Raw genomic sequence first — 23,197 nt, 5'->3', positions numbered from 1 at the left:
TATAGGGAATAGGAGCTGAAATATGAGAAAACCAACTAAAGCTATCATCGCTGCTGCCGGTTTTGGTACGCGATTTTTGCCGCAAACCAAAGCCATGCCAAAGGAAATGTTGCCGCTGATTGATAAGCCGATTATTCAATACGTCGTCGAGGAATTAGTTGAGGCTGGTATTAAAGACATCATCATTATCGGTAGCGCGAATAAGCGAGCAATCGAGGACCATTTTGACGAGCCGAATGAAGAACTTTTGGCTAATTTGCGCGCTGGCGGTCCTAAAAAACAGCCATTCATTGACGCGGTGCAAAATTTGGCTGAGATGGCAAACTTTATTTATATTCGCCAAAAAGGTCCGTACGGCAACGCAACGCCTTTGGCTTGCGCTTCGCATTTGATTCATCATGACGAGCCTGTGATTTACACGTTTGCGGACGACTTTATTGCGGCTAGTCCAAGTCGTTTCAAGCAGATGATTGAGGCGTCAGAAAGCTTAGACGGAGCGGTTCTGTCATGTAAGAAAATCACCGATGATACGGAGTTTGATCGTTATGGAGTCGTCAACGGTCAAGTAGTGAAAGACGGCGTTATAAAAATGACGAATATCGTTGAAAAGCCGGGCAAGGAGAATGCGCCTTCTGATTTAGCTAGCGTTAGTAGCTATTTGCTTCCAGGTGAAATTTTTGGCTATCTAGACAAAGCCAGGAAAGAATTTGACGGCAATGGCGAATTTACAATTCAGCCAATTATGCAGCAAATGATTGACGACGGATTTGATTTCTATGGCGTAGAAATTACGAACGGTACTTATTATGATACTGGCGACAAATTGGAATATCTAAAAACAGTGATTGATTTTGGATTGCGCGATCCTAACTTTGGTGATAAATTGCGCGCCCATCTGACGGATCGTCTAAAATAATGTATAATAAATAGCATGAACGGATTGCTTATTATTCTAGTGGTTTTGATGGTGATTTTTGTCATCATGATGATCGCTATGACAATTTCTATCATCAAATTAACACGTCAAATTCGCCAAACCCAGCAGAACGTGGAGGCGATAAGCCAGCGAATTGCTAGCTTAAACGGAATCGTAAGTACGGTTTCAATTGGCGTGGAACTAGCCAAAAGCTTCGCTTCAAAGAGCGGATTTTTCTCAAAATTTTTCTCAAAGAAGAAGGTAAAAAAGAGTGAAAAAGTCAGCCAAAGAACAGTCAAATAAGTTGGCAAAAAAAGTCATTCGCGATAACGAAAACGATGCTCGTCGGGCGATTTTGGAGGATTTGTTTTTTGATTTTCATAAATCTCGCCACCAAGTTTACTGGGTGAATTTTGTTCGCGGAATTTTCTTTGGCCTTGGAAGTGCTTTGGGCGCGACATTATTGATTGCGATATTGATTTGGATTTTGGGGCAATTTGCCGACATTTTCCCGCCGTTGGCTGATTTTATCAACCACTTAATTGAGACGATGCAACGTCGTCAATAGCGTGCTATAATTGTTATTAATGACTGAGGGGACAAGCGAACAATCATCGTCGGCGGCTTTGAAGCCGTCAGATTTCGTGCATCTTCATAATCACACTTTCCATTCGGTGCTGGACGGATTGACTAAGATTCATGACTTGGTCGATAAGGTTAAGGAGCTCGGAATGGAGGCTGCCGCCGTAACCGATCACGGCACGATGAGCGGCATTCTGGACTATTACAAAACTGCCAAAAAAGCGGGAATTAAGCCGATTATCGGAATTGAAACTTACGTGGCGACTCGTTCTCGATTTGACCGCGATCCGGGCAAGGACAAGCAGCGTTTTCACTTGACCGTGCTGGCGATGAACAACACGGGTTTTCACAACTTGATGAAGTTGTCGACGCGCGCCAATCTGGAGGGAATGTATTATAAGCCGCGAATTGACCATGATTTACTGGAGGAGTTGAACGAGGGATTGATTGTTCTGAGTGGTTGTGCGAGCGGTGAAATTGGCGTGGCGCTGAAAGAAGATGATTATGATCGCGCTCGTGAGATTGCCAAGTGGTATAAGTCGATTTTTGGCGATCGCTATTATTTGGAGCTACAGGACCACGGACACCCGAAATCAAATACGCATTGGGATGTGCAGGCGAAGATTAACGAGGGCTTGATTAAGCTTTCAAAAGAGCTTGGTATTGAAATGGTGGTGACTTGTGATGGTCACTATTTGACGCACGAATATCAAGACGCGCACGAGATTCTGCTTTGTGTTGGGACGGGCTCGTATCTCAGTGATGAAAAGCGGATGAGCTTGAAGGATTTTGAGCTTCACTTGACGGATCCGCGCGATATTATCGATCACTGGGGTGAGAAATTCCCTGAAGTTATTCGCAACACGAAAAAAATAGCTGATCGCTGCGACGTTGAGATTGAGCTTGGGCGAATTCTTATTCCAAAATATCCATTGCCAGACGGCGAGAATGAGCATTCGTATCTGCTTAGATTGACATATCAAGGTTTGTTGCAACGTTACAATGGAGCTTCGAAGGAGGAGGCTGAAAAGTTGGATCCTGACGAGATTATTCCGAAGCTGTCTGACGAAGTTCGTGAGCGCGCTGAAATGGAGCTTGGTGTGATGGGAAATATGGGCTATGAAGGTTATTTCTTGATCGTCCAGGATTTTATCAACTGGGGAAAATCTCAAGGAATTGTTTTTGGTCCAGGGCGTGGTAGCGCGGCTGGCTCGATTGTTGCGTATGCGCTGAATATTACAGATCTTGATCCGCTGAAATATGGACTACTGTTTGAGCGATTCCTGAATCCTGATCGCATTTCTATGCCCGACATCGACGTTGATATTCAGGATACGCGTCGCGACGAGGTGATTGAATATTGTGCGAAAAAATATGGCGAAGATCACGTCAGTAATATTGCAACGTTCGGTAAGATGTTTGGTCGTATGGCGGTGCGTGATGTTGCCAGGGTTTTGGAGGTTCCGTACGCTGAGAGCGACCGCTTGGCGAAGTTAGTTCCGCCACCAAACCAGGGGCGGCATATTCCATTGTCTGTGAGTATTAAAGAAGACGCAGATCTTCGGAATGAATATGAAAATAACCCGACCGCCAAAGAAGTTTTGGACTATGCAATTCAGTTGGAAGGGACGATTCGTAGCCACGGCGTTCATGCTTGTGGTGTAGTGATTGCGCCAGATACGTTGGTCAATTACATTCCACTTGAAATGGCGCAAAAGGGCGTAGTAGCAACTCAGTTCCCGATGGGCGAAGTTGAAGAGCTTGGGCTTCTTAAGATGGACTTTTTGGGGCTTTCGAACCTTACGATTATTAATAACGCCATGAGGATTATCCGAAAGGCTTACAAGAAAGAGATTAATCTTTCGGAGTTGCCGCTTGATGATAAAAAGACCTACGAGCTATTTCAGCGCGGCGACACGACTGGCGTATTCCAGTTGGAATCGGCGGGAATGAAGCGATATTTGCGTGGACTAAAGCCGACTACGTTTGAAGATATTATTGCTATGGTGGCTCTTTATCGTCCGGGCCCGATGCAGTTTATTGACAGCTTTATTAGGCGTAAACACGGCGAAGAAGAAATAACTTATTTGCATTCTGGAATGAAAAACTCGCTGAAAAATACTTACGGAATTTTGGTCTATCAGGAGCAGTTTATGCAGATTTCTAAGGAATGGTGTGGATTTACTGGTGGTCAGGCTGACACGTTGCGAAAGGCTGTTGGTAAGAAGAAAATTGACTTGATGAAAAAGGTCAAGCCTGAATTCGTTGAGGGTGCGGTTAAAGTTGGTGGCGCAACTAAGGAAATTGCGGAAACTTTCTGGACTCAGCTGGAAGAATTCGCCAACTATTGTTTCAATAAGTCGCACGCCGCTTGTTATGGTTTGATTGCTTATTGGACGGCTTATTTGAAGGCACATTATCCCGACGCGTTTATGGCGGCGCTTATGACTAGCGACCATGATGACACCGATCGTCTGGCAATTGAAATTACTGAATGTAAGCACATGGGAATTAGTGTGCTGAGTCCTGACGTAAACGAATCGTTCGTTGAGTTTGCTGTGGTGCCGAATGAGAATAAAATTCGTTTTGGAATGTCGGCAGTGAAGGGAGTTGGCGTTGGTGCGGTCGAGGAAGTCCTGCGAGCGCGCGAAGATGGGCCGTTTACGTCGGTTGAGGATTTTGCTAGGCGCGTTTCAACCAGCAAATTCAACAGAAAAGCCTGGGAGTCGCTTATTAAGTCTGGTGCGTTTGATGATATGGGCGATCGATCTGATTTGCTTTTCAATCTGGATTCCATCACTTCTTTTGCGTCCAAGCTCCAAAAAGAAGCCGCCAGCGGGCAGACCAATTTGTTTGGAATGCTGGGCGGCGATGACGCAGCGAGCGTCCAATCGACTCTTCATCTCCAGAAGGCTCCTGTGAAACACGACGATAAAGAGCGCTTGATGTGGGAGCGAGAATTGTTGGGGCTGTATATCTCGGCGCATCCGCTCGATAGGTATGAAACGTATTTGAGCGAACAAACTCAACCATTGACGCAGTTGGTTCCCGAGTACGATAGTCGGATGATGACGGTCGGGGGAATTATTAGCACCGTTCGCACAATTGTCACAAAAAGCGGTTCGAAAATGGCGTTCGTGGGAATTGAGGACAAATTCGGCGAGGGTGAAATAATTGTCTTCCCAAATCTGTACGAGAAAGTTGGCGCTAAGCTGGTTCAGGACGCGGTGATTCGAGTTTCTGGTAAAAATTCAGCTCGAGATCGTGACGGAAATCTGGGTAATGAAAGTAAGCTAATTGCCGATGACATTATTGTGATTACGGATAACGATATCAATGGCTATGAGTCTACTGGTCGTAAAATGGATGCGCCAAAAATTAGCTCTGCTGTAAAAAAAGAGCGTCGTGAAGCTTATCGTAATCAGAAAAATGGAGCTTCTCCGAAGTCTGCCGTAAAGAATGACGCCGCCAAACCTCAGCCAAAAACTCATTCAGTGCCCGTTAATGTTGCGCCAGAAACTCCCGCTTCAAAGTTATTTGTGTATATTAAAGACCCGAATGACCATTCGCGGTTAGTGAAAATGAAGTCTGTTTGCGGCGAGAATGCTGGCACGACTGACGTGGTTTTGGTACTGGGCGAGAAAGAGAAATCAGCCATGCGTCTGCCGTTTAAGGTGGATGCTAATGATAACCTATTAAGCCAATTAAAAAACACTCTGGGTGAAGAGTGTGTAGTTCTAAAGTGATAGTTAGCCCGCTGACAGAGGCGCCCCAGCCGGAGCTGGTTGCTCTACGGCGGGCTAACTACCTGTCAGCGGGACTTATTGTCCCGCAGTTCATTCCTCACCTCGCTGCGACCCTTCTCATAAAGGGTAGCGTAGGTGAGGGCTACCATGCAGTAGTATAGGCATATCGCTACTGTGTGGTACGCCGGTCGAATCGTCGACTCGGCTACCATATAATAGACGAAGAATCCAGTCAGCCATACGGCTGAGATAGCGGCTATTGCATGCAACTCTCGGCTAGCTCCCGAAGGGGCATTATACCCATACCATGTAACGTACATGGTTGCTAGAATCGTGAGAATGAAGAAAATGTCAAACATTTTCTAAAACCCTTTCACTCTGAGGGACTACTTTCTCCGGGGGATTCCGAAGAAAGCTCATACAAATATAACACATATGCTTAATAAAGTCAATAATCAGGCTTGAGGGATTTATTTATGTGTTGTTGAGATTATTTCATCCTCGGAAAAATCAGTCCGAACAGTGCAATTCCTGTTGCGACCGACACGTTGAATGATTCTTTTTGGCCGAACATTGGGATTTCTACAGTGAAATCGCAGTTGTCCAAAAGTTCCGGCGTGATTCCGTGGACTTCTTCTCCGAGTAGCAATGCAAATTTTTCAGGCGGCTGAAATTCTGATAGCATCACGCTGTCTTTTGATTGCTCCAGTGCGATGATTGGCAAGTTTTCTGTTTGCTGATTCTCTTTAATCCAATCATTGATATCCTCGTAAAACTCAAACGGCACCAAACTTTCCGCGCCCAAAGCAGTTTTATGAATTTGGCTGGTGATTTTTTCGCGAATGTGTGGCAATCGGGGGTCTTCAGATCGAATTTCTCCATCGACAAGCGCACAAGCAGGCGCCTTGCTACATAAACTCAATTCTGGATACGGCGTGTAGCCGCTAAGAATAATCTTCTTCACACCAAATCCCTCGGCCGTGCGGAAAATTGCCCCAACATTATGTGTCGAGCGAATATTGTGGACTAACAGAGTAATTTCTGGATTCATATTACTATTATATCACTCGTAAAACCGTAAGCTTTTTGGTATAATTTTCATATGGACGAAGATAAAATTCAGGCGCGACGCCGTGAGCAAGATGAGGAAGCGACTCGTCGTCGAGCGTCAATTTTAGGACTTCAATATCTTGACGGGCGGGAATTTGAAGAAACTTTACCTTTGCTTAAGGGTGTTTTGACGATAGAAGAGATGTATAAAGGCAGGCTGGTTCCGTTAGCCTTTAATGAGGAAGACCAATCTTATCGATTTGGTGTTACGTCGCAAACTTCTGAATCGTTGATGAAGAAAATGCAAAGCCAATATGTTGAAAACGGCAAGCGAATCTTCTTTTTCTTAATTTCTGGTTCGGCGTTTCGGTCAATCATGCTCAGGTTTGACCCGCCAAAAAAGGTGATTTACGACAATATTGAAATTGCTAAGGAGGGTGATAGCGATACTCTGGCGCAGGTTACGCAGACTTTGGCTTCCGTGGGTACGAATGACGTGTTTAATTATTTGATTGACCAAGCGGATTTGTTGGGTGCGTCGGATATTCACATTGAAAATCAGCGTGAGTCGATTCGAATTCGTATGCGTGTTGACGGAGCTTTGCATACTGTGGCGGAACTTAGCAGGGATAGATATCGAGTTATTATGGCGACTTTGGCGTCGCGTGCGAATATTTCTACCGCTTCCAGAGAGCCTCAATCTGGGCATATGCAGCAGGAAATTCATAGAGACGGCGCATCGCATGTGCTGAATTTGCGTGTGGAAGCCGTGATGACGGTGTATGGCTTAGATTTGGTGCTTCGATTGTTCAATTTCGACGAATCAATGTTGAACTTGGATCTCTTAAGTATTTCAAAGAAAGAGCGTGAGCAAATTGATGAAGTTATTTCTCATCCGCGCGGGATGCTACTGATGGTTGGTCCGACTGGTTCGGGAAAGTCCACGACGTTATATAGCATTCTTAACGCTCTTAATACGCCAGATAGAAAGATTATCACACTGGAAGATCCTGTAGAAAATACGATTCCTGGGATTGCTCAGATTCCAATTGATACGACAAATGGACAGAGGTTTGCTGATGGTTTGCGCAGTGTTTTACGTCTTGACCCAGATGTGGTGATGGTTGGTGAGATTCGTGATAATGAAACTGCAAAGACTGCGATTCAGGCTTCAATTACGGGGCACTTGGTGCTGTCTAGCTTTCACGCCAATTCGACTGCGGCGGCGTTTAGTCGTATGATTGATATGATTGGGCAGAATCCGATTTTTAGCTCGGCGGTTCGGCTGGTGATTGCTCAGCGACTAGTGAGGAGATTGTGGGATGATAGCAAGGAAGAATATGAGCCAGATGAGGCGACTCGCAAGTGGGTGAAAGAGGTTTTGAAGGATTTGCCAGAGAATGTTGATTGCCCAGATTTGGGTACGTTTAAGCTTTGGCGTGCGGTGCCGACGGATGACGTTCCGTTTGGCTACAAGGGGCGAATTCCAGTAATGGAGCAGTTGGTTGTGAGCGAGAATATTCAGAAATTCTTGCGCGGCGACGTTGAGGATGTTCACACGGAAGCGATTGAAAAGGCTGCAAAAGAAGACGGCATGGTGACATTGCTTCAGGCTGGTGTATTGGCGGCTCTTCGTGGCGAAACTACATTAGAAGAAGTTAATAGAGTAATATAATTGACTTTATAGCCATAAACTGATAAGATATTAGTTTATGAGCGAAAGACAACGGGATGGTTATGTTGTTAAAGATCAACTATCTCATACAGAGGATCTTAATAAAAACTACATAAGTCAAATTATAGATGATGTAGAGTCTATTATTAAGCATGTACCGTTTCTTGTTGAAGGTGAGGAGCTGCGCGGTGAATATCAAGAATCTTATGAGAGGGTTCTTGGGTTGTTTCAGCAAATTGAGAAGGAGTATAACAGTCTTCCAGATTGCATAGAGATAGATTTTGATATAGAGGAAGTTAAAGAATCGTTAAGAAGTATATTTAATGGAACATACGAGAAATTTATAAAGAAAAATCTTAGTGTAGTTTTTCCCGAAAATCTGGCGGAAGTGAATATTCCAGAATTTTGCCAAGCTGAAGAGTATGTGATTCCCGACGTAAGACGATGGCAGCACGCTAATAAAATAATTAGTCCTGAACTTGCAGATCGTGAATATATGCGCTTTATCGCAGAGGCAAGGGAGGCTGTGACTAAGAGCCTTACTAAGGATGGGGCTTTTGGTTTACCTGATGATTTTACAATTACTAGACCTGAATACATTCCAGGTAATGATGGCAAGATGAAGTTGAGTAGTTTCTTGGAGGACTTTAAGCGTCGGAAACTTAAGGAGGTTGAAGATGAGGAATGTAATGGTATTAATCCTGAGGGTGATTTAAAATTTGCCAACAGTGTTCTTGAGTTTATAAAATCCATAAAATTGCCAAGCGAAGAGGAACTAGCCAATCAGTATAAAGAAGCGACAATTAAGAAAAACAGTCCAGTGGTTCGTAGCCTTGCTGAATTTATGGCTAAAGAGCATCTGAACGAGTCTTTAGACGACGCCCTGAGGGTGCTTTCGGAGAAATTGAATAGCTATGAAGTGGCACCTAAAATCGCCACTGAATCTTTGAATAAGGCGAAGAAGAGAAAGAAGCAATCACGCCAGGATAATTGTGAGGTGAGTGATCAGGATGTTCAGGCTACTGAGGTTAACTTGAAGGTCGGGGATTATATAGAGCTTAGTCACGAAACATTTCCGTGGTTAGATGATGAAATGGCTAAGGTTTTATATATTAAGAGAAGCGGTAATGGCGTTACGGTAGTAGTCGATGCTCGTACTGAAGCAGCCAAGAGAATTGAACACAGAATGTCTGGCTATGAGACTAAGAAAAAGCAGAAGAGTATTTTGCCCAGTCTTTATAATAAATTAAAATTAGCGGCAGAAATTGTTGCAACGTCAGATTCTGGATTACGTGATTCTTGGACGACCTTAAGATATCGAGATAAAAATAAGTATCCTTTTAGTATCCTTAGCTGGAAAGCTCAAACATCTGACGCACTAAGGATGTATGTGTCGCACATCGCTATGGATAAGGTGGATGATGAGTCTGTGAGAAAGATACTAGAAGAGAACGGTGTAACTCATTTATTAATGCTTTTGGGTGCTTGCGACAAAAATAACCAGGAAGAATTATTGCCAGTATTTACTGGGCGGACTAGGCGCATTGAGGCAGCTGACGGTGCTGGTGTTTAGGCTTATCTAATGACATTTGCGACAGCTTCAACAACACCCTCATCAAACGCGGTTGGGACGACTTTATCGACGGTTGGATTTTCGACCAGGTTAGCTAGTGCTTCAGTGGCCGCCAATTTGTGCTGATCAGTGATTTTCTTAACTCCGTGATCTAATGCGCCGCGGAAAATTCCAGGGAAGGCCAGAGAATTGTTGACCTGGTTTGGGAAGTCGCTACGACCAGTACCGATGATTGCGACGCCGGCTTGTTTGGCGACATCTGGCATAATCTCCGGAATCGGATTTGCTAGTGCGAATACGATTGGATCTTTCGCCATTTTTTGGACTAATTCTGGAGTGAGAAGTCCTGCGCGCGATACGCCGATGAATATGTCTGCGTCGGTGATGGCGTCTTCAATTGAACCAGATTGCGATGCGTCGACGTATTCCAATAGTGCGGTTTTTTCAGCGTTCAAATCTGTGCGTGATTTTCCGACAATTCCTCGACTATCCACCGCTACGATGTTTTTTGCCCCGTAAAGATTTAACAATTTGATGATTGCCGTGCCAGCTGCGCCTGTGCCGATGACCACGAATTTGCAATCCGCCAGGTTTCGTCCTGTCAATTTAGCGGCGTTAATTAAGCCCGCTAATACAACGACAGCCGTGCCGTGTTGATCGTCGTGGAAGACTGGAATATCTAATTCTGCCTTCAATCGCTCTTCAATCTCAAAACATTTTGGTGCGGCAATGTCTTCGAGGTTGATAGCTCCGAAGCTTGGCGCGATGGCTTTAACCGTGGCAATGATTTCTTCTGGCTCGTGAACATCTAATACAATCGGCACTGCGTCAACATCGGCAAAATGCTTAAATAGCAAAGCTTTTCCTTCCATAACTGGCATGGCGGCTTTTGGTCCCAAATTGCCCAAGCCCAAAATTGCTGAGCCGTCTGAGATTACGGCGACTAGATTGTTTGTCCAAGTGTACTTTGGTAAATCGGCTGGATTTTCGGCAATTGCTTGACTGACTGCGCCGACGCCAGGGCTGTAATAGGCGCTAAGCTTGTCGCGATTAAGCTCCTCTTTATCTCTGAGGCTAGTCGTAATTTTACCTTTGTATTTTTCGTGTAGTTCGAGTGCTAATTTATTGTAATCCATAACTATATTATACTCTAATTTTATTTAATTGATATTTCTTCAGATTTGTGTTATTATCTTATGTAATTGTACGAGAGTTAAATATTCGAGCCTTGTTTGATGTGGAGCCGCAGAGGTACAACTGCGTGGCCAGTCGGAGCGAGTTCGGAAGATAGGAAAAATTATGAGTTTTGAGCTAATCAACAAAATCAACCAAGCACAAAAAAAGCAAGCAGTTGTCGATGCTCGCAGTGGTGACACAGTTCGCGTTTACCAGAAAATTAAGGAAGGCAACAAAGAGCGTATTCAGATGTTCGAGGGTGTTGTTATCCGCACCGACAATAAAGAATCACACACATCACGTATTACGGTTCGAAAGATCGCTTCGGGTGTTGGCGTTGAAAAGTCATTTTTGATGCACAGCCCACTGATTGAGAAGATTGAGATTGTTCGTCGTGCTAAGGTTCGCCGCAAGTTCTTAAGCTTCCTTCGCCAGCGTAGCGGTAAGTCAGCTCGCTTGACGGCTAAGAATTTCGATCGCGCTGCTGTTAATGACATTCATGACGCTAAGGCAGAAGCGGAAGCTGAACGCTTGAAGGAAGAAGCTGCTCAGGCTGCTGCTGCAAAACAAGCTGAAAAAGATGCCGCTCAGGCTGAACTTGACGCTAAGGCTGCTGAAGTTGCAGCTCGCCATAAAGACGCGTAATTGTCAATTGGTCTGTTGTTAAAACCGTCTCTTAATCTGAGGCGGTTTTCTCGTGTTATAATCTCAATATGGCAATATTTCATTATATATCCGTCTTTGTTCCGACGACTTTAGCTGTGGCGACGCCTTATGTTTTGAAGAAAAACGGCTTTGATAATGAGAAAAAATATCGCTGGATACTTTACGTAGCGTGTTTGTTATTTTTCATATCTTGGTATTTGCCGTCGCCGTTAATTGACGGGCAGGACACTAGTTTTACGACGCACTTTGTGGGCGGTGGGCTATTTACAGGACTATTCTGGGCGTATTTGGTTTCGTCGATGAAATGGCGAGCGCATTGGCTGGTGATGGCGTTTTCAGTCTTCGCTTTAGTTTCGGCGCTGGGTTGCATTAATGAGTTGGCGGAATTATTTATGGTCAAGGCAGGTTTGGCGAGCATAAAATTGGACGACACGAATTGGGATATTTTGGCGAATACATTAGGCGCGGCAACAATTTGGATTGGCTGGATTATTGCTGATTTTATGACGAAAAAGGGAAGATTGTCGGGTGATTCTGGGAATTGATGAAGTCGGGCGCGGCGCGTGGGCTGGGCCGTTGGTGATTGGTGCAGTGGTTTTGGGTGGCGCTGAAATTGAGGGGCTTGATGATAGTAAAAAATTGACCAAAAAGCGGCGTGAATTGCTTGATGAGGAAATTCGCGAGCAAGCGTCGGCTTGGGCGTTGGGTTGGGTTTCTGCTGAGGAGCTGGACGAAATAGGGATGAGCGAGGCGCTTAAGCTGGCAACACGGCGCGCAGTCAAAGAAATTCAAGCGAAATGTCAGAAAAACGGCTCGACGTTTGATGAGATTATTATCGATGGGACGGTCAATTTTTTGGCTGGTACACCGTTAGAAAAGTACGTAACAATTATAGCGAAAGCCGACGGTCTGATTCCGAGCGTTTCGGCGGCGTCGATTATTGCTAAGGTGGCTCGTGATAAATTCATGGCAGAGCAGGATAATATTTATCCGGGATATGATTTTTCTTCACATGTTGGTTATGGAGTGGCGAAGCATCGAGCGGCTATTGATAATCTGGGCGTAACTCCGCTGCATAGGCTGAGTTTTGCGCCGTTGGCTAAATATGCTGGTGTTGAGTCGAATTCGCAAAATGTGTCTGACGATAGAAAATCTAAAAACCAGCAAAAAGACACGACGCGTCAAATTGGTGATAAAGGTGAGCAAGCGGCGGCGGATTGGTTGGTGGCTGATGGTCATGAAATCATAGAACGGAATTGGCGAACGCGATATTGTGAAATTGATATTGTTAGCAAAAAAGATAATGTTTTATATTTTACAGAGGTCAAATATCGTAAAAATGACAATTTCGGCGATGGCTTGGCGGCGATTACAAATAAAAAACAGCAGCAAATGCGTTTTTCTGCAGAGATGTTCACTGCTAAAAATACGCAGTATGAAGGCTGCGATATGCAAATGTTGGCAATTTCTGTTGATGGAAATCCGCCTGTAGTTGAAGAGTGTGTGGTGTTGGAATAAATTGTTCGCTTTCGTCGTTTCCGACTCATCAGCATAGACACGCATCTATGGAGCGAATATGATAAGTGAGAGAAAGAAGCGTCCCGTCACCATATTCGCTTGTGGGTCTATTTTAGACCTGAATCAGCAAGAACGCTTGTGTGCGTCCTCGGGCAACGCAATTAGCTGGAAGCTGATCAGATACCCTTCTTTGTACTGGCGGAAGAATTCCTCGAACTCCTCCTTGGCATCCACGCAGGCGGCTTGCTTGAAAATAAGCCTATCACACAAGGCGTACAAGTGATGCTTGGGCGGTAGCTGGCGAATGGCTTCATCGTAGTTGTGAGTGTTGATGAATTTACCAACTGTACCGTTGGTAATGTCTTCGACGGGGTTGTAGTAGATGCCCATGATGGGCCTCCTTCTCTCGGACTTATCAAAGTGCGCTTTCGGACAAAACATTTGTTCCGTCAACAAAAGCTAATATATATATCACTAATAGTATAAAATGTCAATAGATTTTGTCAAAAATGTGACATAATATATCACAGTGTTGTTTGCAAAGCAGAGAGCACGTCCGCCTTATCTCGCTCAATCAACTCAACTCGCGCGGATATTTCGGTAATTCCTAATTTTATCGTTCTGGTGAGGGCTGGAATATCCATCATCGGCTCAAAGAATTGTCGGAAATCGTCAAGTTCATTAGGCGTTAGTAACGCCGTAGCTGCATAGCGAATGAAGTCATCATAGCTTTTATCTTCGCCAAACGTATCTTCGACCCACGCCCAGTTTTCTTTCAGCCAATTCCACGCAATCTGGCGATTTTCCCGCGTCCGAATTAAATACACAAACCAACGACTGGCGTCTTGTGGACGGATAATATTGGAATCTTTAATATTGGCAAGAATTTTTTCTGCTGTTTCAGGATTTTTGGTGGAAGTTAGTCCAATTGCAATATCATTCTGCAGGTCATTTGACGGCGTGTTTTTATATGCGGCAAAGAGATTTTCAATCATCTCTGGCGTCTCAAAATGCTTCACGTTTGCACTGATAATTAAAGCTCGAATTTCTGTCGGTAAGTCTTCCAATTTATTATTATCAAAACGCGTTTTTGCCTCGTTCAAAACTTCTTTATCTTCGCTATACATCATCAAACTCAAAGCCGTGGTGCGTAGTTCGCGGTCGTCGTCTGATTCTCCGTCTTTTTCATCCCAGTCAAGCTCTTCAAATGTGGCACGCGCAAATTCTCCAGAAATTTTCTTTAATGAATCTCTGGCGGCGTCATTATCATCGACGAATTTTCGCAGTTCCGTTAAAGCACCAGCCGCCATCCCGAAGACTTTTTCGTTGGTTTCGGTTTTTAGCGACAATGCCAATGGAAGTAGTGACGCCGAGTTTTCAAATCCAGCGCGGGCGAGTATTGTTGCGTCTTGTAAGATGCAAATCTTGTCCAAGGTTGGCAATTCTGTAATGTTTTTCAATAAATATTCGCGAGTGGATTCGTCATATTTGGTGACGAAGTGGGCGCTTAAGCCGCAGTTTAATTGCAATGGCTTTTCAATAGAAACGGTGGTTTCTTTTTGATTTAGAACCTTTACGTCAAGCGGTTGGTTCGCGAATAATGGAATCGGCCATAATGCGTCAGATGGTTGGTGCTCGCCGATGAAGAATCGCTCCTGGCTTAAAATCGCCGCGTCGTGACTGTTTGAAACTGATACGACAGGAAGGCCAGGTTGGGAAATCCAAGCGTTCATTAGATTGACGATTGGCTGACCGCTTGCTGATTCCAATTCTTGCCATAAATCATTTCCGACGGTATTTTTATACGCGAATTTTTCAAAATATGATTTAAGTCCAGCGCGAAATGCCTCTTCGCCGATAAGTTTTCTGACCATAACAAGCAGCCGTCCGCCTTTGGCATAAACAATTGCTGGGTCAAACAAAGTGCTGATTTCGTCTGGATGATTGACATCGGCTTGAACTGATTGAACGCCGTCCAAGCTGTCGCGCCTGAGTGCGGCCGTTACTTCATTCGTGGCAAAATCTTCCCACATGCGCCATTCGGGGTGTAACGCATCAATTGCCACGTATTCCATCATATTGGCGAAGCTTTCGTTGAGCCATAAATCATTCCACCAGTTCATGGTAACGAGATTGCCAAACCATTGATGGCTGAGCTCGTGTGCGATAACCGTAGCAATGAAGCGCCTGGATGATTCTGGAGTCAATTCTGGGTCCGCAAGCAAACAACTTTCGCGGTAAGTAATCAATCCCCAGTTTTCCATTGCGCCAGAGGAAAAGTCGGGAAGAGCGACGTGGTCGGATTTTGGCAATGGATATTTGATGCCGAAATATTCGTCATAAAAATCAATTGAGCGAGTGGCAATGTCTAACGCAAAATCTAAGGTATTTTCATTCTGAGCTGGCGTTGCCCAGACGTTGACCTCGACGCCAGATTTGGTGCGGGCGGTTTTTTTGTGCAATTCACCGATGACGAAAGCTAGAAGATAACTGCTCATCCGCGGTGTTTTCTCAAATGTCGTCGTGAGAGAATTACCATTTTCTTCTTCGTGTTTTACGGGCATATTTCCCAGAACCGTTATTCCTGTTTGGGTGATCAGTGTCAAATCATATTCAGCTTTGGCGGCTGGCTCATCAACACAAGGGAAAACTTCGCGGGCGTGGTGCGATTCAAATTGAGTTGCGAAAAGCTGTTTTTTAACGCCGTCGTGAGTGAAGTAGCAAGGATATAATCCGTGCATTGCGTCGGTGATATTTCCAGAAAAATTGATGTGAATTGTGTGTTTTCCGTTTTTAAGGTTCGGCTGGGATAATTTCAATTCATCAAACTCGCCGAATGAAACGTCGGCGGGCTGATTATCGATTGTGGCTGATTGAATTGTTAAGCCTTTGGAATGTAGCGAAATTGATTCGCCGGTGGAATCACCAGAAATGATAACTGTGCCAGAAAATTCTTTTTCCTCGGCGCGTGTTAAATCGAGAGTTAGGTTGTAATGATTTGGTGTGAATGTGTCAAGTAAGCGTGGAACTTTAGTCATAGTTTAATTATAATACAGTCATGAGGGTGAATAAAATACGACGTCGGCAAGTGGTGATTGCGCTGGTAATTTTGATAGTCGGCGTGGCGGTTTGGGCTTCGCGAATTTCGCAACCCGAACCTCAGACAATTCAAACTTCAACGCAACGAGAATTATTTGGTGCTTCGAACGCCAAAGCGGAATTGGAAAAAATAGAAGTTAAAGGACGCGCGCCAAAGACTGGCTATTCCAGAAAGCAATTCGGCAATGGCTGGGGCAAAATTAACGGCTGTTCCGTACGAGAAGTGATTCTGGCGCGAGATTTGACGGACGAGAAAATTGATGAAAAATGTCGAGTTTTGTCGGGTGTGCTGAATGATCCGTACACTGGTCAAGCAATTCAATTTCAGCGCGGCGAAAAAACCAGTTCTAAGGTTCAGATTGATCACGTCGTGGCTTTGAGCGATGCTTGGCAAAAGGGCGCGCAGCAAATTTCTCCAGAAGAGCGAGAGAAATTGGCGAATGATCCGTTAAATCTGTTGGCGGTTGATGGTCCAGCGAATCAAGCTAAAGGCGACGGCGACGCGGCAACTTGGCTGCCGAGCAATAAATCTTTTAGGTGCCAATATATTACGCGACAAGTGGCTGTGAAGCGAAAATATCGCCTGTGGGTAACGGAAGCTGAAAAAGGCGCGATGTCGGGAATTCTGGAAAAATGTGTGGAAGTATAATATTGACAAAATGTATTTTTGTGATAGAATCATAGAATGAATTCTGAAATATGTCTTACTAAATTGTCGGTGAATGATGATGAAGCTTTGGAGCGGGCGGCTATAGCTCACTCGGAGTCTGTTTTGGGCTGCGAGTTTACGGATGGCGCGAAAAAGGATTTAATAGAATATGTAAAAGGCATGAATAATTACTATGATAGCGATGTATTTGCTATCGATACTCCTGGCGAAGAGTTGTCGTCTGGGCTTATGACAGTATGCTCTAATGGTGGCGGCGAGATTACCATAGAAGACCTTTTTGTTAGGGAAGTTGCGCGCAAGCGAGGAATTGGTAGGGCGGCTATTGAAGCTTTGGCTAGTGAATATCCAGATGCGCGTGCCTTCAAATTGTATTCCTTGAAATCCGCTGAAGGATTTTACCAAAGAATTGGCTTTGACAAAATATCGCCATCCACTAAGAAATGTCTGTCTGTTTGGCGAAAAGAATTGGATTGACAGAATAGAATCTTTCCGCTACAATAGGAAAGTACTAATCCGGCCGGCAGGTCGGAGTTTTTCGTTTATGGAAGTTTGAGACGGAAAAAGATATAATTAATAAGAAGGAGAATGTAATGGAAGACTTGAACATTAAGCAGTTGACGTTGGCAGTGCGTACGATTGCTGAGGAAAAAAACTTGCCAGAAGAAACAGTTTTGAGCGTGATTGAACAGGCGATTGCGGCGGCTTGGCGTCGTGATAACGGTACGCGTGATCAGTTGGTTCGCGCAAGCTTGAATATCAATAACGGCACGGCTGTCGTGTCGGTTGTTAAAACTGTTGTTGAAGAAGTTGAGAATGACGCCAATCAAATCGACCTAGAGGAAGCTAAGGAAATAGATCCTGCGGCTGAACTTGGCGGTGAAGTTGTGATGGAAACTCATAACGTGACGACTTTTGGTCGAGTTGCTGCTCAGACTGCTAAGCAAGTGATTTTGCAGCGTCTGCGTGAAGCTGAGCGTGAAGTTGTCTTGGCGGAATTTGAGGATAAAATCGGTACGGTTGTTATTGGTACAGTTCAGCGAGTTGAGCCACGCGTTGTGCGAATTGAGCTTGGCAAGGCTGTCGGAATTATGCCTCAGAGTGAGCAAATTCCTGGCGAATATTATGGCGTTGGTCGTCGAATTAAGGTTTATATTAAGGACATTGAGCGCGAAGGTCGCGGTCCGCAATTGATTCTTAGCCGCGGCAACGAAGAGTTTGTGCGATTCTTGTTCAATCAAGAAGTTCCAGAGATGGAAACTGGTGCAGTTGAGATTAAGGCAATCGCTCGCGAAGCTGGTCGCCGAACTAAATTGGCGGTTTCTTCAGCGCTACCTGGCGTTGATCCAGTTGGTACGTTTGTTGGTGGTCACGGCGCCCGCGTTCAGGCTGTGATGAATGAAATTGGCGAGCAGGAAAAAATTGACATTATTCCATACGAGGAAGATGCGGCTGGATTTATTGCTAATGCGATGAGTCCGGCAGAGGTTTTGAGCGTGACTGTCAATGAAGACGAGAAGCGTGCGACGGTTTACGTTAGCGAAGATCAGCAGTCGATAGCAATTGGTCGCGCTGGACAGAATGTTCGCTTGGCAAGTCGATTGACTGGCTATGAATTAGATATCGAAGCAAAAGCTCCTGTTAAGGCGGAGCCAAGACCTCGAAAGAATATTGAGGATAGCTTGATGAGCGTAGTTGAGGAGGTGGCGGAATAAGCTGCCTTCTGCGAATCGCCGAAAACGAAAGGAGGGCGATATGTCAGAAGATTTTTCTGAATTAGAACCTCGGCTGACGGAAACGGCTCGAGCCAGTTTGGGGCGGGCTGGTTTTCTGGCGCATAATGAGGGGAGTGAATATGTTGGCACGGAGCATATTTTGCTTGGTGTGTTGGCGCAAAATTCGTCATTGGGTGCAAAGATACTGGCGGAAAACGGCGTAACTTTGGACCGGGCGGAAATGGCGTTGAATCTGACCGCAAAGCCGCTGGTAATTACGATTGTCAGTAAGGGTTTGAGTGCTGAAGTTGTTGAATTGATAAGAATTGCTTGGCAATTGGCGGTTGAATTTGGACAGGAAAAAATTGGCACGGAACACATCGTTTATGGAATGTTGCAACAGCACGAGGCGCGAGCGACTAAATTGCTGCGAGATATGAACGTTGACATTGACAATCTGCGTGGAAGCTTGGAAGATGTGTTTGATAAACAGCAATTTGAATCTCTGCAGAGCGAGCGCAGCACGACAAGTAAAAATTCTGGCGATTTGCGAGTTTTGGAGAAATTCGGCGCCGATTTGACGCGACGCGCCAGCGAAGGATTTTTGGATCCGGTGATTGGTCGAACCTCGGAAATTCAGCGAATGATCACGATTTTGGGTCGGCGGAGTAAGAATAATCCAGCGCTGATTGGCGAACCTGGCGTCGGTAAAACTGCGGTAGTCGAGGGTTTGGCGCAAAGGATTGCTGATAATAAAGTTCCCGAATTTTTGAAGGGCAAGCGACTTTTTCAACTGGATTTGACGGCGATGATTGCTGGGACGAAATATCGCGGGCAATTTGAGGAGCGATTGCAAAAAGTTCTGGCGGTCGCTAAAAAACATCAAGAAGTTATTTTGTTTATTGACGAGTTACATCTGTTAGTTGGCGCTGGTTCGGCCGAAGGTTCGATGGACGCAGCGAATGTATTGAAGCCAGCGTTGTCGCGAGGCGAGGTGCGACTAATTGGTGCGACGACGTTTGATGAATATCGAAAACATATCGAAAAAGATGCCGCGTTGTCGCGGCGTTTCCAGTCGGTAACGGTTAATGAGCCATCACCAGAAGAGGCAGTGGAAATGATGCGCGGCTTAAGTGTCAATTTGACTAAGCATCATCAAGTTCAAATTCCTGACGAAATGCTGACTGAGGCGGTGGATTTGAGCCAGCGTTACGTGACGGAGCGATTTTTGCCAGATAAAGCGATCGACGTGATTGACGAGGCAGCGAGCTTATTGAAGTCTAGCTCGCCAATAAAATTGTCGCGTAAGGACAAGTTGGCTCGCCAAATTAAGCGATTAGCTGGAAAAATTGACGCGGCGGTCGAGGCTGAAAATTACGAAAAAGCCGCAGAGTTTAAGATGCAAATGAGGCAATTGGAATTGCAAGCCGAAGCGCTGAAGGATGAAGCCAGTGATGAGCCGGTGCTGACTGATGAATATTTGCGTCAAGCGGTTTCGGCAATGACGAATATTCCGATTGACAGATTATCGTTAAATCAGATGAAGGATTTGATTCGCCTGGAGAAGCGACTGAGCCAGAGCGTTCTTGGTCAGAATGAAGCGATTGAGCAACTGGCGCGCGCGATTCGTCGCAATAAAGCTGGACTAAATCGTCAGAGTGGGCCGCTTGGGTCGTTTATCTTTCTGGGTCCGACTGGAGTTGGCAAGACGGAATTGGCACGAATTCTGGCGCGGGAAGTTTTTGGCGGCGAGGATAGCTTGATTAAAATTGACATGAGCGAGTTTTCTGAGCGCCACACGGCTAGTCAGCTGGTTGGTGCGCCGGCTGGTTATGTTGGCTATGAGGACGGCGGGAAATTAACGGATAAAGTTCGTCGTCGACCATATAGCGTGGTGTTGTTCGATGAGATTGAAAAGGCGCATCCTGACGTTCTGAATTTGCTTTTGCAGATTTTGGAGGACGGCAAGTTAAGCGATTCTCACGGACGAACGGTGAGTTTTCGGCAGACGATTATCATCTTGACGAGCAACGTTGGCGCCGAGCAAATGATTCAGGATTCGGAGCTGGGATTTGGCGCGTCTGGGCAGAAAAAGTCGGCTAGCGAAAATCGTCACGAGAAAAATTCGCGTGCCGCTCTGCGTGAGCTTGAGGAATTTTTGCGTCCAGAATTGATTGGCAGGTTTGATAGCGTGATTACATTTAAGTCACTCTCTCGTTCTGCCGTGCGAAAGATTTTTGACAATCTCACGTCTGATTTGGTCAAGGCTGTCGCTCAACATGGAATGAAGCTTGATATTACTTCTTCGGCGAAGCGTTGGTTGATCGATCGGGGATTTGACGAGCAGCGCGGCGTGCGAGTTTTGAGGCGAACAATTCAGTCGGAGTTGGCGGATCCGTTGAGTGATGTTTTATTGTCCAATAAAGCAAAATCTGGCGACACGCTGGAGGCTAAAATTGATAATGATAAGGTGGTGATTAATGTCAATCGTGCGTAAACTATTCAGCGTCCTCACGCCGATAATTGTACTTTCTGTTGCGGTTTTTGTGATGGCGAATCGTCAGCAAATTATTGACGAGATTACGCTGTGGCAATATAAACCAAGTGCAGAAATTGTCGCTATTGCTGACCGCGTGAAAATGTCAGACACTGGCAGGAAAATGTTCTATGTTTCTAATCCGCAAATCAAATCGGCGAACGAATTTAACGAAGATTGTCGTCGCGTGGAAAAGGGAAATGCAATTTTGGGTTGTTACAATCCGTCGTCTAGAGATATTTATATCTACAACGTGACCAATTCTGAGCTTGACGGCGTGAAGGAAGTGACGGCGGCGCATGAGATGCTGCACGCTGCTTGGGAAAGGTTGAGCGCGTCGGAGAAATCTCATTTGAGCGAGCTTTTGGAGCAGGCTTATAATAATGTGAAAAATAAGAAATTGTCCGAGCGGATGGAATATTATGATCGTGCGCAACCTGGAACGAGAGCTAACGAGTTGCACTCAATTTTAGGGACGGAATTTGCCAATTTGGGCGACGAGCTGGAAGAATATTATCGGCGGTATTTTACTGATAGATCCGAAGTCGTGAAATTGCACGCGCAATATCAAGAAAAATTTGAATCCAGAGAAAATGAAGCGCAGAAGTTGAGTGAGTCGTTGAAGGTTCGGAAGGAAAAATTGAACAGAGAATTATCGCAATATTCGACTGATTTGGCGGATTATAATGGTCGCGTGGCGGACTTTAATCGGCGAGCGGGCATTAGCGGCGGATTCTTGTCGCAGAGTGATTTTTATAGCCAACGCCAAGCCTTGAAGGCGGAGCTTTCGGAGTTGAACGAAAGGCGTGTCAATTTGAATTCTGAGATCAATTCTTACAATTCTGATGTTTTGCGGCTCAGGGAGTTGGGTGTGCAGATTGATGAATTGAATAAAAGTTTGGATAGTTTGGAGGGGGCGAAATAATGGCGAAAGCTAGAAGTCAATTTGTTTGTCAGCAGTGCGGGGCTAGCTTTTCAAAGTGGGCTGGCAGGTGTGAAAATTGTGGGGAATGGAATTCGCTAGTCGAGCAGGTCGTTTCTTCTGGCGGGTCGTCCGTTGTCGATAAATCTGCCGGGCGCGGTAAAGTCTTGAAAACGTCTAGCATTCGTGAAGCTGCCTCTGAGTCTGGGTTAGAAAGATTAAGCACTGGAATTGACGATTTGGATACTGTTTTGGGTGGTGGATTTTTGGTTGGCGGCGTGGTGTTGGTGGCGGGTCAGCCAGGAATTGGGAAAAGTACGCTGCTGGCGCAAGTTGCGGCACATATCGCCAAGACAAAATCGGTGTTATATGTAAGCGGTGAGGAGTCGGTTTCTCAAGTGAAGCTTCGTGCGGAGCGTTTGGGTGCGGCTGATTCGGAAAAAATGCAGCTGGCGTCCAGTAATAGCGCGGAAGATATTGCGGCGTCAATTCAGCAGGGCGGGTATGATCTTGCGATCGTCGATTCGGTTCAGACAATTTCTCTCAGCGAGATTTCCTCCGCTCCGGGGTCGGTTAGTCAGATCACCAACTCGTCAAATGTAATTATTCGTGCCGCCAAAGCTTCGGGCACGGCGGTGATTTTGGTTGGTCACGTTACCAAAGAGGGTTCGATTGCTGGGCCAAAGATATTAGAACATTTGGTGGACGTTGTGCTGAATTTTGAGGGCGATCGATATGGCGGTTTTCGAGTCGTTCGTGCGCAGAAAAATAGATACGGCTCAACTAATGAAGCGGCGATTTTTGAGATGGACGAGCAGGGGCTAAGAATCGTGAAGAATCCGTCGGCGGAACTTCTGGCGGAGCGTCAGAATCTGGATGGGTCAATCGTGCTGGCGACTATGGAAGGCGCACGTCCGCTTTTGGTAGAGATTCAGGCGCTGGTCAATCCGACGAATTTTGGCTATCCTAAGCGCACGGCGAGTGGTTTTGATCTGAATCGATTGAATCTGTTGGTGGCGGTTTTAGAGAAGCGAACGAAGTTGAAATTGGCGGACAAAGATATTTATGTCAATGTGGTTGGCGGTCTGAAACTAAATGATCCAGCGGCCGATTTGGCTGTGGCGATGGCGATTGCTAGCGCTAGTGCTGGGCGAAGTCTGGACGAAGGTGCTGTAGTGTTTGGCGAGATTGGTTTGGGTGGCGAGGTTCGCTCGGCGACGAATTGGCAAGCTCGAATTAAAGAGGCGAAGAAGCTGGGCTTCACTTATGCGATTGCGCCAAAAGTTCATAAAGATAAATTTATAAAAGGCGTCAGCGATATGCGACAGGCGCTGATTGACTATTTACAATAGAAAG

19 protein-coding genes are annotated in these 23,197 nt (G+C 45.4%); 15 read left to right on the top strand and 4 right to left on the bottom strand.

The window, feature by feature from the left end:
• Positions 1-22: 22 nt before the first annotated feature.
• From LRM47_RS00935 to dnaE, 4 genes are read left to right on the top strand one after another with little or no spacing between them, the layout of a single operon-like run.
• Entirely contained in the window at positions 23-916 is an 894-nt protein-coding gene (locus LRM47_RS00935) for a UTP--glucose-1-phosphate uridylyltransferase (protein WP_243822463.1), read from the top strand.
• Between the two features lie 15 nt (positions 917-931).
• Positions 932-1,219, top strand: a complete 288-nt coding sequence (locus tag LRM47_RS00930; RefSeq protein WP_243822462.1) for a hypothetical protein — start codon at positions 932-934, stop codon at positions 1,217-1,219.
• Positions 1,188-1,484 carry a DUF5665 domain-containing protein gene (locus LRM47_RS04145; protein ID WP_243822461.1) on the top strand — a complete coding sequence of 99 codons (297 nt, stop codon included), beginning with the start codon at positions 1,188-1,190 and terminating at the stop codon, positions 1,482-1,484. Before LRM47_RS00930 ends, LRM47_RS04145 begins: the two co-directional genes overlap by 32 nt.
• A 19-nt stretch (positions 1,485-1,503) precedes the next feature.
• Positions 1,504-5,244, top strand: a complete 3,741-nt coding sequence (dnaE, locus tag LRM47_RS00920) for a DNA polymerase III subunit alpha (protein WP_243822460.1) — start codon at positions 1,504-1,506, stop codon at positions 5,242-5,244.
• A gap of 490 nt (positions 5,245-5,734) precedes the next feature.
• Here the strand turns inward: dnaE and LRM47_RS00915 are convergent, their stop codons facing one another.
• Complete coding sequence (locus LRM47_RS00915) at positions 5,735-6,295, bottom strand: TrmH family RNA methyltransferase (protein ID WP_178142977.1); 561 nt, start codon at positions 6,293-6,295, stop codon at positions 5,735-5,737.
• Positions 6,296-6,346: 51 nt separating this feature from the next.
• On the opposite strand from LRM47_RS00915, the gene LRM47_RS00910 reads away from it, so the two are divergent.
• The gene (locus LRM47_RS00910) at positions 6,347-7,969 is read left to right on the top strand and encodes a GspE/PulE family protein (protein WP_243822459.1); all 1,623 of its coding nucleotides are present in this window, start codon (positions 6,347-6,349) and stop codon (positions 7,967-7,969) included.
• A gap of 37 nt (positions 7,970-8,006) precedes the next feature.
• A complete protein-coding gene (locus tag LRM47_RS00905) occupies positions 8,007-9,542 on the top strand; it encodes a hypothetical protein (RefSeq protein ID WP_243822458.1) in 1,536 nt (511 codons plus the stop codon).
• Between the two features lie 2 nt (positions 9,543-9,544).
• Here the strand turns inward: LRM47_RS00905 and LRM47_RS00900 are convergent, their stop codons facing one another.
• Positions 9,545-10,678: an NAD(P)-dependent malic enzyme gene (locus LRM47_RS00900; protein WP_243822457.1), complete on the bottom strand. Its 1,134-nt coding sequence runs from the start codon at positions 10,676-10,678 to the stop codon at positions 9,545-9,547.
• Between the two features lie 163 nt (positions 10,679-10,841).
• Here LRM47_RS00900 and rplS point away from each other — a divergent pair, with 163 nt between their 5' ends.
• The 3 genes from rplS (at position 10,842) to rnhB (ending at position 12,902) form a co-directional block, all read left to right on the top strand.
• A complete protein-coding gene (gene rplS, locus LRM47_RS04180) occupies positions 10,842-11,363 on the top strand; it encodes a 50S ribosomal protein L19 (protein ID WP_129744836.1) in 522 nt (173 codons plus the stop codon).
• Positions 11,364-11,431: 68 nt separating this feature from the next.
• Complete coding sequence (locus LRM47_RS00890; protein ID WP_243822456.1) at positions 11,432-11,929, top strand: hypothetical protein; 498 nt, start codon at positions 11,432-11,434, stop codon at positions 11,927-11,929.
• Complete coding sequence (gene rnhB, locus LRM47_RS00885) at positions 11,913-12,902, top strand: ribonuclease HII (protein WP_243822455.1); 990 nt, start codon at positions 11,913-11,915, stop codon at positions 12,900-12,902. Before LRM47_RS00890 ends, rnhB begins: the two co-directional genes overlap by 17 nt.
• Before the next feature lie 123 nt (positions 12,903-13,025).
• Here the strand turns inward: rnhB and LRM47_RS00880 are convergent, their stop codons facing one another.
• Both LRM47_RS00880 and LRM47_RS00875 read right to left on the bottom strand, forming a co-directional pair.
• On the bottom strand, positions 13,026-13,292 hold the full coding sequence (locus LRM47_RS00880; RefSeq protein ID WP_243822454.1) for a hypothetical protein: 267 nt from the start codon (positions 13,290-13,292) through the stop codon (positions 13,026-13,028).
• Between the two features lie 134 nt (positions 13,293-13,426).
• Positions 13,427-15,940 (bottom strand): M1 family metallopeptidase, encoded by a 2,514-nt coding sequence (locus LRM47_RS00875; protein WP_243822453.1) that lies wholly within the window; start codon positions 15,938-15,940, stop codon positions 13,427-13,429.
• A 20-nt stretch (positions 15,941-15,960) separates the two neighbouring features.
• Here LRM47_RS00875 and LRM47_RS00870 point away from each other — a divergent pair, with 20 nt between their 5' ends.
• The 6 genes from LRM47_RS00870 (at position 15,961) to radA (ending at position 23,193) form a co-directional block, all read left to right on the top strand.
• Positions 15,961-16,650 carry an HNH endonuclease family protein gene (locus tag LRM47_RS00870; protein ID WP_243822452.1) on the top strand — a complete coding sequence of 230 codons (690 nt, stop codon included), beginning with the start codon at positions 15,961-15,963 and terminating at the stop codon, positions 16,648-16,650.
• 36 nt (positions 16,651-16,686) lie between these two features.
• On the top strand, positions 16,687-17,145 hold the full coding sequence (locus tag LRM47_RS00865; RefSeq protein ID WP_243822451.1) for a GNAT family N-acetyltransferase: 459 nt from the start codon (positions 16,687-16,689) through the stop codon (positions 17,143-17,145).
• 116 nt (positions 17,146-17,261) lie between these two features.
• Positions 17,262-18,383 (top strand): transcription termination factor NusA, encoded by a 1,122-nt coding sequence (gene nusA, locus LRM47_RS00860; RefSeq protein WP_243822450.1) that lies wholly within the window; start codon positions 17,262-17,264, stop codon positions 18,381-18,383.
• 40 nt (positions 18,384-18,423) lie between these two features.
• The gene (locus LRM47_RS00855; RefSeq protein ID WP_243822449.1) at positions 18,424-20,880 is read left to right on the top strand and encodes an ATP-dependent Clp protease ATP-binding subunit; all 2,457 of its coding nucleotides are present in this window, start codon (positions 18,424-18,426) and stop codon (positions 20,878-20,880) included.
• Complete coding sequence (locus tag LRM47_RS00850; RefSeq protein WP_243822448.1) at positions 20,864-21,844, top strand: GumC domain-containing protein; 981 nt, start codon at positions 20,864-20,866, stop codon at positions 21,842-21,844. Before LRM47_RS00855 ends, LRM47_RS00850 begins: the two co-directional genes overlap by 17 nt.
• Positions 21,844-23,193, top strand: coding sequence for a DNA repair protein RadA (gene radA / locus LRM47_RS00845; protein ID WP_146475565.1), 1,350 nt, complete (start codon positions 21,844-21,846; stop codon positions 23,191-23,193). The genes LRM47_RS00850 and radA overlap by 1 nt, the downstream gene beginning before the upstream one ends.
• Positions 23,194-23,197 lie beyond the last annotated feature (4 nt).

Origin of the sequence: Candidatus Nanosynbacter sp. TM7-076, from assembly GCF_022828325.1 — a bacterium.
GTDB lineage: Bacteria > Patescibacteriota > Saccharimonadia > Saccharimonadales > Saccharimonadaceae > Nanosynbacter.
This window is presented reverse-complemented; position numbering and strand designations above follow the sequence as displayed.